This window comes from Streptomyces yerevanensis (assembly GCF_000716805.1).
In the GTDB taxonomy this organism is placed as follows: Bacteria; Actinomycetota; Actinomycetes; order Streptomycetales; family Streptomycetaceae; genus Streptomyces; species Streptomyces flaveus.
Map to the genome: position 1 here is coordinate 21,561 of NZ_JNWJ01000068.1, position 15,705 is coordinate 37,265.

General features: G+C 67.9%; 16 protein-coding genes and 1 pseudogene. 8 read left to right on the forward strand and 9 right to left on the reverse strand.

Annotation, left to right across the window (positions count from 1 at the left end):
• Positions 1 to 8 precede the first annotated feature (8 nt).
• From OP79_RS41405 to OP79_RS41435, 7 genes are all read left to right on the forward strand, one after another.
• Positions 9 to 881, forward strand: a complete 873-nt coding sequence (locus OP79_RS41405) for an oxidoreductase (RefSeq protein ID WP_033328229.1) — start codon at positions 9 to 11, stop codon at positions 879 to 881.
• A gap of 245 nt (positions 882 to 1,126) precedes the next feature.
• Entirely contained in the window at positions 1,127 to 2,575 is a 1,449-nt protein-coding gene (locus tag OP79_RS41410; RefSeq protein WP_033328231.1) for an aldehyde dehydrogenase family protein, read from the forward strand.
• A 216-nt stretch (positions 2,576 to 2,791) separates the two neighbouring features.
• Entirely contained in the window at positions 2,792 to 3,583 is a 792-nt protein-coding gene (locus tag OP79_RS41415; protein ID WP_033328232.1) for an SDR family NAD(P)-dependent oxidoreductase, read from the forward strand.
• A 49-nt stretch (positions 3,584 to 3,632) separates the two neighbouring features.
• Positions 3,633 to 4,199: a VOC family protein gene (locus OP79_RS41420; RefSeq protein ID WP_033328263.1), complete on the forward strand. Its 567-nt coding sequence runs from the start codon at positions 3,633 to 3,635 to the stop codon at positions 4,197 to 4,199.
• Between the two features lie 610 nt (positions 4,200 to 4,809).
• Positions 4,810 to 5,148: a hypothetical protein gene (locus tag OP79_RS41425; RefSeq protein ID WP_033328234.1), complete on the forward strand. Its 339-nt coding sequence runs from the start codon at positions 4,810 to 4,812 to the stop codon at positions 5,146 to 5,148.
• Positions 5,149 to 5,253: 105 nt separating this feature from the next.
• The gene (locus OP79_RS41430; RefSeq protein WP_033328235.1) at positions 5,254 to 6,543 is read left to right on the forward strand and encodes a Rieske 2Fe-2S domain-containing protein; all 1,290 of its coding nucleotides are present in this window, start codon (positions 5,254 to 5,256) and stop codon (positions 6,541 to 6,543) included.
• Positions 6,544 to 6,557: 14 nt separating this feature from the next.
• Complete coding sequence (locus OP79_RS41435) at positions 6,558 to 7,535, forward strand: PDR/VanB family oxidoreductase (protein ID WP_033328237.1); 978 nt, start codon at positions 6,558 to 6,560, stop codon at positions 7,533 to 7,535.
• A gap of 533 nt (positions 7,536 to 8,068) precedes the next feature.
• On the opposite strand, the gene OP79_RS41440 is transcribed toward OP79_RS41435, so the two are convergent.
• The 8 genes from OP79_RS41440 to OP79_RS41475 all read right to left on the reverse strand — a co-directional run bounded on the left by OP79_RS41440 (position 8,069) and on the right by OP79_RS41475 (position 14,628).
• A complete protein-coding gene (locus OP79_RS41440; protein ID WP_245685628.1) occupies positions 8,069 to 8,815 on the reverse strand; it encodes an SDR family NAD(P)-dependent oxidoreductase in 747 nt (248 codons plus the stop codon).
• 399 nt (positions 8,816 to 9,214) lie between these two features.
• The gene (locus OP79_RS41445; RefSeq protein WP_245685629.1) at positions 9,215 to 9,943 is read right to left on the reverse strand and encodes a TetR/AcrR family transcriptional regulator; all 729 of its coding nucleotides are present in this window, start codon (positions 9,941 to 9,943) and stop codon (positions 9,215 to 9,217) included.
• Positions 9,944 to 9,975: 32 nt separating this feature from the next.
• Entirely contained in the window at positions 9,976 to 10,932 is a 957-nt protein-coding gene (locus OP79_RS41450) for a PDR/VanB family oxidoreductase (RefSeq protein ID WP_033328238.1), read from the reverse strand.
• Positions 10,929 to 12,020, reverse strand: coding sequence for an aromatic ring-hydroxylating dioxygenase subunit alpha (locus OP79_RS41455; protein ID WP_051745424.1), 1,092 nt, complete (start codon positions 12,018 to 12,020; stop codon positions 10,929 to 10,931). The genes OP79_RS41450 and OP79_RS41455 overlap by 4 nt, the downstream gene beginning before the upstream one ends.
• A gap of 44 nt (positions 12,021 to 12,064) precedes the next feature.
• Positions 12,065 to 12,670, reverse strand: coding sequence for a nuclear transport factor 2 family protein (locus OP79_RS41460; protein WP_033328240.1), 606 nt, complete (start codon positions 12,668 to 12,670; stop codon positions 12,065 to 12,067).
• A gap of 59 nt (positions 12,671 to 12,729) precedes the next feature.
• A complete protein-coding gene (locus OP79_RS41465; protein ID WP_033328242.1) occupies positions 12,730 to 13,350 on the reverse strand; it encodes a PadR family transcriptional regulator in 621 nt (206 codons plus the stop codon).
• Between the two features lie 111 nt (positions 13,351 to 13,461).
• Positions 13,462 to 13,746: a DUF3500 domain-containing protein gene (locus OP79_RS41470; RefSeq protein ID WP_033328245.1), complete on the reverse strand. Its 285-nt coding sequence runs from the start codon at positions 13,744 to 13,746 to the stop codon at positions 13,462 to 13,464.
• Between the two features lie 42 nt (positions 13,747 to 13,788).
• Positions 13,789 to 14,628 carry an alpha/beta fold hydrolase gene (locus OP79_RS41475; protein ID WP_033328247.1) on the reverse strand — a complete coding sequence of 280 codons (840 nt, stop codon included), beginning with the start codon at positions 14,626 to 14,628 and terminating at the stop codon, positions 13,789 to 13,791.
• Positions 14,629 to 14,696: 68 nt separating this feature from the next.
• Between OP79_RS41475 and OP79_RS41480 the strand changes: the two genes are divergently transcribed.
• Positions 14,697 to 15,368: a TetR/AcrR family transcriptional regulator gene (locus tag OP79_RS41480; RefSeq protein ID WP_245685630.1), complete on the forward strand. Its 672-nt coding sequence runs from the start codon at positions 14,697 to 14,699 to the stop codon at positions 15,366 to 15,368.
• A 246-nt stretch (positions 15,369 to 15,614) separates the two neighbouring features.
• Here OP79_RS41480 and OP79_RS57495 read toward each other — a convergent pair.
• Positions 15,615 to 15,705 (reverse strand): annotated as a pseudogene (locus OP79_RS57495) (helix-turn-helix domain-containing protein); the annotation flags it as partial.

Genomic DNA, 15,705 nt, shown 5'->3' on the forward strand with positions numbered 1-15,705 from the left:
TTGACCCTATGAAAAGCACCTGGAACATCAGCCAGATGCCCGACCTGACCGGCCGCACCGCGGTCGTCACCGGCGCGAACAGCGGCCTGGGCATCCCTACAGCTCAGGCGCTCGGCAAGGCCGGCGCGCACGTGGTGCTGGCCGTGCGCGACCTCGACAAGGGCAGACAGGCCGCGGCCACGGTCCCTGGTAGCCACGAGGTCCGCCACCTCGACCTGGCCGACCTTGCATCGGTGCGTCAGTTCGCCACCTCCTGGGACGGCGATCTGGACCTGCTGATCAACAACGCGGGCGTGATGATGGCACCGGAGGGGCGCACCAAGGACGGCTTCGAGACGCATTTCGGCACCAACCACCTCGGCCACTTCGCGCTCACCAATCTGCTGCTGCCGCACATCACCGACCGCGTCGTGACAGTCTCCGCCGCGGCGCACCGTTGGGTTGGCGGAATCAACTTCGACAACCCGGACCTCAGCGGCGCCTACAACGCCCGGCAGGCGTACGGCCAGTCCAAGCTGGCAAACCTGCTCTTCACGCTGGAGCTGCAGCGGCGGCTCAGCGAGATCGGATCACCTGTGCGTGCGCTCTCCGCGCATCCCGGTCTCGCGGCGACAGACCTGCTGCGCACCCCGCAACCGGTGCTGCGCATGTTCATCCGGGTGGTCGCGCAGAGCGCTGAGGCCGGTGCCCTGCCGACGCTCTTCGCCGCGACCCAGGATCTTCCCGGTGCGAGTTACGTCGGGCCGGGCGGCATCTCGGGGATGCGCGGCGGCCCAACACTGGTCAGCCCTACCGCGGCCGCGAGCGATCCGGCGGCGGCTGAACGCCTGTGGGCGCTGTCCGAGGAACTGACCGACACGAGCTTCGTCTTGAGTGCTTAGCCCCGTCGAGATCGGCTGCCGGCCGCAGTGTCGGGCAGTCTCCCGTGAGTATCCGACCTGCGGCATCAGGTCGGAAACAGCACGTTCCGTTCATCAAAAACACGCTTTGACACAGTCCCGGGCCCGTCTTCAGCATCGGGAGACTCACGCTTCCACGGCGGTCGTCGGCCGTCCACATCGATACACGTGTGGCCAGGTCGGCAGTGTGACGAACAGCGCCGTTCCACACCGAAAGGGGCTCCCCCATGACGACCCAGAGCACCGTGCCGCAGATCGGGCATCTGATCGGCGGACAGATATCGGCCGCCCACCTCCGGAACGCGTACGACCCGGGGCGACTCGACGAGGTCGTCGCCCAGGTGGCCGTCGGCACGGCGGAGGACGTGGACCGCGCGGTCCGCGCCGCGCATGCGGCCTTCCCCGGCTGGCGTGACACGCCCGTCGCCGAGCGCGTCCAGAAACTTCTGGCCGCCGCGGAACTCGTCGCGGGCAGCGCCGACGAACTCGCCCCGTTGCTCGTGCGCGAGCACGGCGGTGTGCTCGGGGAGGCGCAGACCGACTTCGCCCTGGGCGCCGGGAGCCTCCAGTACACCGTGAGCCTGACAGAGGAATTCCTCCGTCCCGTCCAGTTCGACGACGAGCAGAGCTTCATCAGCGTGGAGAAGGTTCCCCGGGGTGTCGTGGCGGCGATCGTGCCGTGGAACATGCCCGTGGTCCTGACGATGATGAAGCTCGCGCCCGCACTGGCCACCGGCAACACGCTCGTGGTCAAGCCGTCGCCGTTCGCCCCGGCCGCCCTGACGTTGGTCCTGCACAAGATCGCGGACATTCTGCCGCCCGGCGTGCTCAACGTGGTCCACGGCGAGGGCGATGTCGGGGCCGCGCTGTGCGGCCACCCGCTGGTGCGCAAGGTGGTGTTCACGGGCGGCACCGCCACCGGCCGGAAGGTCGTCGAGGCCACCGCCTCGACGATCAAGAACGTCACCCTGGAGCTGGGCGGCAACGACCCGGCGATCGTCCTGGACGACGCCGACACCGACGCCGTCCTCGACCGGATACTCAAAGGCGTCTACACCCGAAGCGGCCAGATCTGTTTCGCCGTCAAGCGCATCTACGTGCCGCGCGGCAGGTACCGGCGGTTCGCCGACGCGCTGTGCGACCGGGTCAACGAGTACGCCGTCGGCCACGGCCTGGACCCGCAGGCTTCCTTCGGTCCGCTCAACAACGAAGCGCAGTTCAAGAAGGTACTCGGCCTGCTGGACCGTACCCGCAGTTCCTCGGCGACCTTGGTGGAACTGGGCCGGAAACTCGACCCGTCCTCCTGGGACAACGGCTACTACCTGCTGCCCCACGTGGTTCGCGACGTCGAGCACTCCGCTCCGGTGTCGTGTGAGGAGCAGTTCGGCCCGGTGGTCCCGCTGATCGCCTACGACGACGAGGAGCAGGTGGTCTCCTGGGCCAACGACAGTGAATACGGGCTCTGTTCGTCGGTGTGGACCACGGACCCGGACCGGGGGCTCGCGATGGCCCGTCGTATCGAGGCCGGCAGTACGTTCATCAACACCCACTCGTTCGAGTCGCTGGATCTGCGCATGCCGTTCGGCGGCGTCAAGCAGAGCGGGATCGGCCGGGAGTGGAGCACCACCGGGCTGTCCGCCTACGTCGAGGAACACGCCATCCGTCGACTGAAGTGACCGGTCATGGCGGATTGCGGAGCCAATCACGACACCAGTCGCAGTCTGCTATCGGCGCTGGTCAGAGGCGTAATTCGCCTTGAGGCGGGGGCGCGTGACAGCTAGTGCCATGCCTCGTGACCGGTGTACCACCCAAAATCACGCTTGCGACAGGATGAAGCCGGGCAAGCCGGAATTCGACCCCAAACTCAAGAAACAAACGGGAAAGTACAAAATATGTCATCCAGCGACGGCAACAGAAATCAGCGGTTTCTGTCAAAGGTGTGTCTGGTCACCGGAGGAAGCCGCGGACTCGGGTTGGCAACAGCACAAGCCTTCGCCCGTGAAGGCGCCCGAGTCATCATCGTGGCGCGTGATCAACAGCAACTGTCGGCTGCCTCCGCTCAAATCGAAGGCGACGTGATCGCCATTCGGGGGGACCTCGCCACCCTCGCAGGGATCAAACACGTCGTGGCCGAACTGTCGACGCATGTCGATCACATCGACGTGGCGTATCTCAATGCAGGTCGTGCGGGCATAAAGCGCCTCGACGCCATGGATGAGGAAACCTGGGACCGCGTCTTCGACACGAATGTGAAGGGCACCTTTTTTCTGGTTCAAGCGATAAAGCCCTTGCTTGCGCCTGGCAGCGCGATCGTGTTCTGCGGTTCGGCGGCGGCAAAAAATGCCACAGCCGGGCTGGCCGCTTACGGAAGCAGCAAAGCCGCGCTCGAGCATCTGACCCGTATCATCGCCGCCGAACTGATCACCGAAGACATTCGGGTCAACATGGTTGTCCCCGGCGGAATGAACACGGACATCGCCCTGCACACCGACGGGCTTGACCCCGAGCACAGTCGGGCCTTTCGCGAGCGCATCAGGCTGGGCACCCCGATGCTGCGCGAAGGCGAGCCGAGCGAACTGGCGGATGCCGTGCTCTTCCTCGCCTCCTCCGAGGCAAGCTACATCACCGGCGCACAACTCGCGGTCGACGGCGGCTCGGCCGGATTCAGGCGCCCCCCTTCCTGATACCCGCGCCATTCAGGCACCCCGCCAACTACCGATTGGAATTCCAGTGGTGGACGAGTCGTTTGGTCAGCCCGTCGGTGCCGCCTTTCAGATGGCCTACTTCGTGCCTGACATCGAAGCCGGAATGGAATGGTGGACAGCACATCTCGGAGTGGGCCCGTGGTTCGTCATCGACAGGATCGGCGATACCGGAGTGACCTACCGTGGCAAGCCTGCGAATGCCGAATTCAGGATAGCCATGGCCTACTCAGGACATCTGAATATTGAGCTCATCCAGACGCTTGACGACGGGCCGTCCATCTACAAAGAAGCGCGCGAAAGGCGCGGCTACGGCTTCCACCACGTCGCCAAGGCAGTGCCGAACCTTCAGGAGGCAGTTGCGGCCTGTCGAGCTCACGGATTCGTCGTGCTTCATCACTCGCCGACCCCGGGAGGGGGTCAGGTCTACATTCTCGACGGCGGAGACGACGGGCCGGGAATGATAGAACTCGTCGAGGACGTTCCTGCAACGCGCAAGGTCTTCACAGCAGTACGGCGAGCGTCGATGGGCTGGGACGGTAGTAACCCGCGTCGCGACTTTGCAGAGATCTTGGCAGGACTGGAAACTGTCGACTGAGCTCGACCGCGTGGCACGGGCGCTGTGGGCGCGTCAGGCGAAGACGCTGATCGGTCAGTCGAGGCACGTACGGGCGTGCGGCCGGTGCCGCCCCTTTCACTCCTCGGCCGGTAGGCCGCCGGCCACCAGCCGGTGCGCGTGACTCGTCGCGGTGGACGGGGCCACGCCCGCAAGCCGGGCCACGACGTAGCACAGCAGGCGCTGCATCGGCCCAGGCCGGGCCTGACCGGCCTGTTCGGCCGGCCGCGGATCCTCGGCCAGCAGCCTGGTGATGCTCGGCGCGCGGCGTCGGGAGGGCCGTAGGGGCGTCCCGGGTCCGGGCGGCCATCGTCGAGCCGTTGGCCCGCACAGATTCTCTGACAAACTTTTGTCAGAGGTATTAATCAGAGCGGCTTCTCGGTGCTACGTTGCCAGTCCAGCAGAGGTGAGGCGGCCGTCGTCGGCCGCCGGGCAGCGCCGTGTCGTCGGCTGTTATCCCCTGAGGCCAGAAGTGCCGCGAACGCGCCAGCGTGGAGTCGCGCGAGGCCCGAATCCCCAAGTGAACGTGATCAGCAGCACGCGAGTGCAACCGGCCGGGAATCCGCAGTCCCGTCCAAGGAGAGGCAACGCCATGAGGGAACCGCCGAGTTACGCCATCGCGCGCAGTGCCGACGTCGCGCTGGACCCCGGCCTGGAGGACGCGGCGGTGCCGGCCCGCAACGCCGAGGTCGGGAAGCGCTTCAGGGAGCGTCTGAACCGAGTACCCGCAAGGGGCCACGTCGCGCCCCGGATCGGCTCGTTCGGCGAAACGCGGCAGTACACCAACCGGGGCTGGGGCATCACGCCGACGACCGGCCTCACCCCGGCGGCCTCGGCGGTGCCGGCAGGCTCACTGGCCCCCACGACCGTGGCGGTCTTCCCGTTGCGGACTCCGCCCGCCGACGTGCGCGCCGACGGGCGGATGGCCTGAGGCACCTCCCACTCGCCGGAGGACTGCTCGTCTTGGCCCTCGCGAAGCGACGGCGACGACATTCAGCCGGGATTTCATCATCCCCTCAAGGTCGAGGAGATCGACATGACAGAAACCAGCACTGTGGACACCGGTACCGGTTACGGCCGCGAGACACCGTCGTACGACGCGCGGCTGGCCGAGGTCGGCCCGGGCACGCCGATGGGCGAGGTACTGCGGCGGTACTGGCAGCCGATCGCCGTGTCGGAGCAGCTCACCTCCGACACGCCGCACCGCACGCGGATCCTGGGCGAGAACCTGGTCGTCTTCCGCGACGGCCAGGGCCGCCCCGGCGCCGTCTTCGAACGGTGCGCGCACCGCGGCAGCAGCCTCTTCTACGGCCGTGTGGAGGAGGACGGCATCCGCTGCTGCTACCACGGCTGGAAGTTCGACGTGCAGGGCCACTGCCTGGAGCAGGCCCTGGAACCGGACCGTGGCCGGCGTCGCGAGGTCGCGCGGCAGCCCTGGTACCCGGTCGAAGAGCGGTACGGTCTGGTGTTCGTCTACATGGGACCGCCCGAGCGCAAGCCCGCCCTCCCTCGCTACGACGCCCTGGAACCCCTGGGAGAGGGCGAGCAGTACTACGCCGCGTGGCCGATTCCCGGGCTGCCGCCGACCGGCCTGGTGTCGGACTTCAGTTGGCTGAATATGTACGACAATGCGTGGGATCCGGCGCATGTGTGCTGGCTGCACTCCAACCACAGCGGCTACCAGATCATGGGGTCGGGCACCACCGGTCTGCCCGAGGCCTTCTTCGATCCGGAGGCCGTCCAGGACAACATCACGTACACCAGGACCGAGTTCGGAGCCAAGTACGACCATCTCATCCGGGACAAGACGGCAGACGGCGACGCTCGACAGCGGAGCTTCCGCACGGAACTCTACCTACCGAACGTCTTCGCGCTGCCGGACTACGTGGGCCTGGCCACAGACCAGGGGGCCGACCACATGATGTGGGTCGTCCCGATGGACGACACCCACCACCGGGTGTTCTTCTCCATCCGTTCCAGCGACCCCGAGCGCGTGAACCGCTTCGCCTTCGGCATCAAGCAGAACGGCAAGGACCTCTGGGAACTGACCGAGGAGGAGCGGCAGCGGTTCCCCGGTGACGGTGAGGCACAGGCCTCGCAGGGAGCGATCCCTATGCACTCCGAGGAGACCCTGGCAACCACCGACCGCGGCGTGGTGATGCTCCGCCGCATGCTCAAATCCATGATCGCCGACGTCGAGGCCGGCCGCGACCCCCTGGGCGTGAGCACCCTCGACGGCCCTCCGCTCCACGTCGACGCCGGCATCTACACCGTCTCCACGGGTACGGCACAGACCGCGGCGACAGCGTCCGCGGTCGAAGCCTGAGAAAGGACGCGGCCGTGACGTGGACGGAAGCGGTGGTCGTCTCTCACCTCCTGATGACCCCCGATATCACGGTGATCGACCTCGCCCCGGACGAGGGAACCGAGTTCCCGGCCTACACCGCCGGCGCGCACTTCCCGGCCTACACCGCCGGCGCGCACATCGATGTCCAGACCGACTCAGGACCGCTCCGCCAGTACTCACTGTGCGGTCCGCCCGAGAACGGACACTACCGCCTGGCCGTACTCAACGAGCCGGGCTCCCGCGGCGGTTCGCGGGCGATGCACGCGCTCAAGGTGGGCGACCGGCTACAGATCTCGGCACCGCGCAACCGCTTCTCCCTCGTCACGGCCCGCCGGCACCTGCTGTTCGCCGGCGGGATCGGCATCACTCCCCTGCTGGCGATGACGCACCAACTGGACGCCGAGGGCGGCGACTACACGCTGCACTACTGCGCCCGCAGCCGCACCCACACGGCCTTCGTCCCGGAACTGACCGACAACCCCCGCGCCGCCTTCCACTTCGACGACGAGGGCCCCGCCCAGATGCTGGACATGGCCCGGGACCTCGGCGAACCGCAACCGGACACAGCGGTCTACGTCTGCGGCCCGGCAGGCTTCATCGACCACGTACTGGGCAAAGCCGAAGCCATGGGCTGGCCGCCGCAGGTCCTGCACAAGGAACGGTTCAGCAACGACCGCGCCGCCGCGCAACGCGACGCGGACGGATCGGGCGGCTTCACCATACGCCTGGCCTCCACGGGAGCCGAATGCCTCGTCCCCGGCGGGAGCAGCGTGCTCGACATCCTGCTGGAGAACGGCGTCGACGCACCGCACTCGTGCCAGCTGGGCATCTGCGGGGAGTGCGTGGTACGCGTGCTGGCGGGCGACCCCGATCACCGCGACGACGTGCTCACCTCGGGCGAACGTGCCGAAGGCATGTTCGCCACCTGCTCGTCCCGAGCACTCTCCGCCACCCTGGACCTGGACTTGTGACCGAGGCCCCTACCTCCCCGCCGGCCGCGGCCGAGCGGGGGGCGCTTCCACCGTCGAGCCGGAGGAAGCCGGAGGGTTCGCAGCCATGGCCGCCGGACCGGATGCTGTGCCTTCCAGTACAGCGAGTTGGACGTGCTGGCGCAGCGCGGTGGGTGGGTCGTCCATGAACGGCGGTGCCGCGGTGCGCAACGGCACGCCCAGCAGCGCCGGGCGTGCCCAGTTGCCACAGCCGTATGCATCCCCACGGCGAAGATGCCGCCCGGTGCGCGGTCCGGCGCTCCGGCCTCGATGCGTTCCAGCGCCAGTCGCCGCACGATGGCATGGGGCAGACCGGTCTCCCTGGGTCAGGTCGGCGAGGGTGAGCCGGGAGTGGCCGGGCCGGAACGCGAAGAGAAGGTCGAACAGCCGCGAACCCCACGCTCCGGCCAGGCTGACTCGTACGGGGCATCAGGCCACCCCCGTGAAGGCTGCCGAAAAGAGGACACCCTCTGACACCCGCCGGTACGGCCTGGACCACCTGCGACGTCAAGGCGTCAACGACGCGTGAGTCCTCCGTCGACGGCGAGGATCTGGCCGGTGATGAACGCGGCTTCGTCGCCGGCGAGGAATGCCACCGTGTTGGAGACGTCCGCCGTCGTCTGCCGCCGCTTCAGATCCTGCATCTGTACGGTCATGTCGAAGAACTGCTCGCCGGCGCTCTGGAGTGCCTTGGCCGTCGGGACCAGACCGGGGGCGACCGCGTTGACCGTGACATCGTGTTTCGCCAGGTTCGCCGCCAGCACGCTGGTGAACCCGTTGAGGGCGCCCTTGGAAGAGACGTACGCGACGAACGGCGGCGGACTCGTCCAGTAACTGCCGGACGTTATGTTGATCACCCGGCCGGCGTCGGACTGCTTGAGGTCCTCGAGAAAGGCCTTGACCGTCAGGAAGGCTCCGTTCACGTTGACCGCGAAGACCTTGTTCCACTGCTCGAACGTCACGTCGTCGATGTCTGCGAAGGGCACGATGCCCGCGTTGTTCACGACGATGTCGACCCGGCCCAGCGCATCCCGGACCTCCGCGGCGAAGGCGTTCATCTGTGCCTCGTCGGAGACGTCGACCTTCGTGCTGAAGAACCGGCGGCCGTTCCCCTCGACAAACCCCTGCGTATCGTTCGCCGCGTCTACATCGGCAACCGCGATATCGGCGCCTTCGGACGACAGCTTCCGGGCGATCTCCTGACCGATCCCGGCACTACCGCCGGTCACCACAGCAATCTTTCCCGCCAGACGTCCCGCCATGACACAACTCCTTTTCCGCGGCCCGGAGATGTCCGTGAGCGTTGCCCGCTCAGCCATCCGCGGCCCTCAAGACCAGTGACCCCGCGCCCAGTTCCCGGCTCGATCGACGGGAGAAGCCAAACGCCGCCTCCACGGTGAACGACGCACCTGGCCCCCGCCGCCGGGCATGCGGCGCAGCCCCTTGACCGGCCATGATGCGTGGCTTCCACTCGCGGCGATACGGCGCGTTCCGTTCAACGAAAGGCGTTCCGGCACGCCCCGTTGAGCTGATGCCCACGCCGGTCCCGAGCGGATCGTGACGTGGGCGGAAGAGGCGGCTGTCTGCCACGCCTCCGCAGCCCTGCGCATCGCGGTGATCGACCTCGCGGGCGTACCAGCCGAGTACAGCCGGGGCCGCCGTCAACTGCCGGGCTGATCCCCGTTCTCCGTCTCTTCGACGTCCCGAGGGGGAATCGTCCGACTCCCCGGTCCTTCCTCGGGGGCTTCGGCGATCGCGTACATCACGCGCGCCAGTTGTTCGGCGTAACGGTCGATGAACTCGGGGGAAGCCGGGTCCGCGCCGGTGACGGCGGCGGCCAGCTGCGGCAGCGCTTCCGGCGCGATCGCCGCGGCGAAGAACGCCAGCGTCAACGCGCCGACATCGAGATCGGCGCGGATCTCGCCCCTGGTCTGCCTCTTCCGGGTCTCGTCGACGACGTCGAGCAGGCGGCTCGCCCATGCCTCGGGAGGAGCGGGTTTGCCGTCGAGTTCGGCGCGCATCAGCGTGCGGACGATCGGCACCTTGTCGTCGTGTTCCCAGCGCACGTAGTCCCGGACGATCTCGGCGAACGTCTCCGCGCCGCTCATCATGGTCGCGCCCTTGGTGATCCAGCGCTCGGTGAGTGCGTCGTAGAGGCCCTTCTTGCCGCCGAAATGGTAGGTGATCAGCGAATGGTTCACTCCGGCCGCGGCGGCGATCCGCTCGACCCGTGCCCCCTTGAAACCGTGCTCGCCGAACTCCTCGTTCGCCGCGTCCATGATTTTCTGGCGCGTGCGTTCCGGATCGTGTCGACGGCGCGGATCGGCCGGGCGCCGATGCGGCTTGCGCCGCCCTGCGGGGTCAGGGGCGTGCTCATCCTTGTCGATCACCTTTCGAATATAGCCCTCCTTCCCTCGGGGACTCAGCAGTCGATGGTGACCCCGTGCCCGGCGATCCGGGACACACAGGCGCACATCTGACGGCCCTCGGCCCGCTGCCGTGGGGACAGGAACACATCACGGTGATCGACGGGCCCGTCGCTCTCCAGGATCCGGACGCGGCACAGCCCGCACTCCCCGCGCAGACAGTCGTACATGATCTCGACACCCGCCGCCTGCAAGGCGTCCAACATGCTGGTGCCGACCGGGACTTGGACCGTCACGCCGAGGCGCTCCACGGTGACCTGGTACGGACGGGCGGGGTGGTCGCCGCTCGTGCCGAAGGTCTCGAACCGCAGGTCCGCCGGCGATCGCCCCTCCTGCTGCCAGACCTGGCGGACGTCCCTGAGCAGTCCCATGGGACCGCAGACGTAGAGCACGCCACCCCGGGGAACCCCGGCGACCACCTCGGCGGGGCTCACCCGACCTCCGCGTGTGGATTCGGCCAGAGTCACCAGACCGGGGTGAGCGGCTTCCAACTCCTGCGCGAACGCCATGTGTTCGCAGGACCGGCCCGCGTAGACGATCCGGTAGTCGCTGCTTCGGGAGCGCAGGGCGCGTGCGAGTCCCAGGACGGGAGTGATGCCGATTCCGGCGGCGAGCAGCACGCTGGGGGCAGATCCCGGGTTGAGTGGGAACTCGTCTACGGGGCCTGCGACTTGGACCTCGTCACCCGGTGTCAGCGAGTGCATCCACACCGATCCGCCCCGGCCGTCCCGCCGTCGGCGTACGGCGATGCGCAGGAGGCCGTCGTGGCCGAGATCGACGAGGGAGTACGACCGGGTCTCATCGCCGCCTGGAAGGCGGACAGTGACGTCCAGGTGGCTGCCGGGCGGTGGCACGGGAGCCGGGGTCGGCAGGCGCAGCGTGATCAGGGCGATGTCCGGCGCCGCCTCGTCGCGGGCCTCGACAGTCGCCACGCGCTGCGTGCCGCCGCTCATGCCGACCGCCGCGTCGTGGCGGCGACGGACGCGAGGGCGGTGGGGTGGGTGCGTTCGCGGCCCTGCTCGGCGGCGACCTTGGCGTCGATGATGCGCCGCGCCCACATGCCGCCGATGTCGATGTTGAGGTTGTAGAACTCGTGGTCGGGGTTGGCCTCGATGGCCCGCTGCTGGGCGTTGAGCATGTCGGTGTCCTGGCCGAAGACGCGGGAGACGTTCTGCCGCAGGAGGTTCGTGAGCCCCTGGTCGCCGAGGTGGTAGTTGCGCGTGAACGCCCAGAAGTAGTGGCAACTGCCGGGGCCGGCCGGCGTGATGGTGTTGAGCACGTGGCCGTTGACGCCCGCGCTTCGGTCTCCCTCCGGCGCTCCCGTGCCGACGGGCGCGACGCCGACGTCGATGGTGATCGTCGCGGGTGCGGTGAAGCGGATGATCTGCCAGCGGTCGACCGGGCCACGGTACTCCGGTGCCTTCCGCCTCAGCTGCATGGCCAGGAACGGGGGCGCCTCGATGCCGTGCATCCAGCGGGTGAGGGTGACCGAGTCCTCGTCGTGTGCCACGTCCGGTTCGGCGTCGGACAGTTCGTCGTTGGCGAGGCTGTCGGCGTGCAGGAACTGTTCGTGCGTCAGGTCCATGAGATTGTCCACGACCAGGCGGTAGTCGCAGTCGAGCTCGATGCGCTCGCCGTCACCGGCCCACGCCGGGTCGTCGTTCCAGTGGAGGTCGGGGACGAGATCCGGGTCGGCCTTGTCGGGGTCACCGGGCCAGATCCAGACGTAGCGGTGCCGCTCGACGACCGGGTAGGAGGTCACGGCCGCCGAGGGGTTGAGCGTCTCCTGGGCCGGCATCCGCGTGCAGCGTCCGTTGGGGCCGTACGTCACGCCGTGGTAGCCGCACACCAGGTTGTCGCCGTCGAGCCGGCCCATGGACAGCGGGACGAGCCGGTGCCAGCAGGCATCGGCCAGGGCGACGGGGGTTCCCTCGGACGTGCGGTACAGGACGACCGGGCGTTCGCAGATCGTGCGCGGGAGGAGCGTGCGGCCCACTTCGGTGTCCCAGGCCGCCGCGTACCAGGCGTTGAGGGGATACATGCCGGGAGCCCCCTCTTGTGGTGCCGGTGACGGCGACGGGCGGGTCACTGGGGCGCTCCGGGCCGCTCGCTGCCGGCCAGCCAGGCGGCACCCTCCGCGTAGAGCCGGTCGACCGCCTCGCCGACCAACCCCGGCAGACCGGGCTTCACCGTGAATCCGGCCTTCGTCTGTACGTATCCCAGGTGGCGGTACCCGGCCGGGAACCGGGCGAGCAGTTCGGGATCGAGCTTGAGGGAGGCAGCGGGGTCGACGACGTCGAGGCGGTCCTTCTCGTAGATGGGCTGCCTGCGGACGATCGTCCACTCGCCGCCGTCCCGGGACAAGAAGTCGTAGAATCGGCCGGTGCACACCACGTCCACCAACACGCCGTCTGTCTCCGCTCGCTGACTGATCGTCATCTTGGTCTGGGCGATCGCCCGCTCCCCCGCCACGTCCGCGGTGTGGCCGCCCAGGAAGTGCAGAATGCTGACGCCGCTCTCGAAGCCCTGCCTGCTGGCGGCGATGAAATCCGCGGCGGGGCCCTGGAACCAGGTGGCGCTCATCCACCCATCCGGATGCCACACCGTGGCGAACCGCTCCCAGTCACCGGCGTCCCGCCACAGCGCCCAGTTCTCCACCAGTTGCCTGATCTTCGCCTGATCCTCGTTCATCGAGATCTCCGTCTCTGGTTGCCGCCGGCACTCGCCTGGTGCGTCCCTTGACCGTGCGGTCAAGCGCCCGGCTGCTCGGCGGCTTCTTCCTGGGACCGGCCCGAGTGGAGCCGGTCCAGCAGTCGCAGTCCTTCCTGCGCCCACTCCACCTCCGCGCGGGCGCGGGCGATGAGACCGCTGTACGCGAAGGCCTTGAACTCCACGACCGCTTCCTGCTCATCCGGCGGCGTCCGCTCCAACCGCGCCAGGAGCAGGGGAACGCGGCGCGCGAGGATGTCCTCGCGCTGCTTCTCGTACGACGCCAGTGCGTCCTCGTAGAACCGCGCGTGCGCCTCCAGTTGGGCACGCGCTGCCTCGGGGCGCGCCCATTCGAAGTACGCCGCCTTGAGCCGCTGAGGGTCCCGCTCGCGCCGCGGTTCCTCGACGTCCTCGACCCACTCCCGCAACTGCTCTCGGCCGGCCTCGGTGATGCTGTACCGGCGCTTCCTCGCGTGCTCGCCGCGAGGCACCTCCTCGCCCTCGATGAGACCGGCGGACTCCAGCTTGCGCAGCTCGGGATAGATCTGGGTGTGCGGCGCGTGCCAGAGGTAGTCGACGGAGGCGTCGAACTGCCGCATGGCGTCGAAGCCGGTCATCGGCCGGGCGGCCAGCAGGGCGAGCAGGGCCACGCGCAGTGACATGGGGAACCTCCGCGAGGGACGGCGTCACCGCCGACGAGCTGGACGGATATTAATGTATCTCCATACATACCTGCGTCAAGGGTTCCGGCAAAGCTGGCCGCGCTGCGGCACTCAGGCGTTCCGTGTCCGCCAGGCGCGCACGTAAGCGCGGCCGTAGTCGTTCCCGTGGGAAGTCCGCAGCACGGTGTGGATGTGGAACGGCTTCAGGGTGTCGTAGTCGAGGAAGACGCCGCAGTGGTGGTCGAGTTCGGCGATGAGCACCGGCGACTGGAGACGGTGGTAGAAGACGTCGCCCAGCTCGTGTCCTCCGATCCAGCTGAACCAGGTCTCGAGGACTCCATGGCCTGAGAAGGTGTGCCTGTGGCATTCCGGGGATCCGATGAGCTGGCCCATCATCACGGACCAGGCGTCAGCGTCTGCACCGAAGCCCTGCAGGTGTTACTCGTCGAGGAACTGAATGGCGTGCTTCAGGAACCGCTCGGGATACTGGAAGTGCGCTCCATGCCCGGCATCGGGGTAGATCAGCAGTTGAGCGTTGGGGATGTTCTGGGCGAGGTGCCAGGAGTTGATCGAGGCGACCATCACGTCGTTCTCGCCGTTGAGGACCAGCGTCGGCTGGGTGATCGCGTTCAGGTGGGCGTAGGGATTCTCGCCCGGCAGCGGTTCCCCATAGACCGTAACCGCTTCAATCTGCGCCTGTGCGACTTCGGGCGAGCTCGGCGGGTCCTGGTCGGCACGCTGGTGGCGTCGCTCCCAGAATGCCCGGCCCGCTGCCTGCGCGGCTTCCGAGCGGCCGAAGAAGAGGAAGAGGAAGTCCTCCACGACGGGGACCGGACGCGGTGCGACCTCAAGCACCTTGGGGTCCATCGTCGGGTCCAGGCCTCGGGGGCCGGTGCCGAGCAGGAGGAGTTTGCGCACCAGCTTGGGGTGGCGCAGCGTGACCTCCTGTGCCTGGTAACCGCCGATCGAGAAGCCGAGCAGATCGACCTGCTCCAGCCCCAGCGCCTGGATGACCGCGGCGATGTCGTCGGCCATGTCCTCCATCCGGTTACGCGGCTTGCCGGATGACGAGGCGATGCCGCGCCCGTTGAACAGGATGACCTCACGGCCCTCGGCCAGGCCATCGGCGAGCAGGGGGTCCCAGTGGTCCATCCCCCCGCGGAGGTGCTGGACGAAGAAGAGCGGGACGCCGGAGGGCTTGCCCCAGCGGCGGTAGGCGAATCGGTCGCCGTCGACCTCGATGAAACGAGTCGGTGCAGTCAGGTGCGTGTCACTCATGGCCTGACCCTTTCTGTAGCGGGTGAGCCATACAATTACGGTCATCATCCAAAAAGTCAACCGCTTTGATGTCGATCGACATCTATGTACGCTGGGCTGTCGAGCGTCGACCGAAGAAGGGGCGGTTGGACGTGCGGGTCACCAAGGCGCAGGCAGAGCGCAACCGTGCGCACATCGTCGCGACAGCCGCCAGGCTGTTCCGTGAGCGCGGCTATGACGGTGTCGGCGTGGCAGAACTGATGGCAGCCGCCGGGTTCACCCATGGCGGGTTCTACAAGCACTTCCGCTCCAAGGCCGACCTGATGGCCGAAGCATCCGCAAGCGGGCTCTCACAGACCGCGGCACGGACAGAAGGTCTGGACCCCGCCGAGTTCGTCGAGAACTACGTCTCCCGGGAGCATCGCGACGGGCGCGGTGACGGCTGCACCATCGCGGCCCTCAGCGGCGACGCCGCACGTCAGCCGGCGGACATCAGAACAGAGTTCGCAGCCGGGATCGAGAACCTGCTGACGGCCCTTCAGGCCCAAAGCGATACGCCGGGGGATGCGGACCAGCGCGCGGCCCGCAGCATGGTGATCGACATGCTCGCCCATTCGATCGGCGCGATCATGTTGTCGCGGGCATGCCCGGACGGTTCTCCACTGGCGGACGAAATCCTCGAGGTCTGCCGCAAGGAAATTCTCGCGTCACTGGCACACGGCACCAGCGACCAGCCGGCGGCACGGAGCCCAGAAACCTGACCGCAGCCGACCGACGCAAGTCCACGACGGGTGGCGCCGCCAGACGGGGACCATGGCCGTGGGCTCATGGATGAGGCGCCTTCCAGGGCCCGCCGTGTACGAGCCTGGCCATCGAGTGAACGGACGATGCCTTCACCCACCGAAATCCGGATCAAGGTCGAAGCCGCCGAGCCGACGGTGGCCCGCGCGGAGAAGCGCCTGGCCGCCGAGACCGAGGCTCACCAGGGGAAGCTGATGTGGTGGTGCTCAGTGTGTGGGGGTCAGGGCGCCGCGGAAGGTGCGCCGGTAGGCGAGCGGTGAGACGCCGATGGCGGCATGCAGGTGTTCTCGTAGCGAG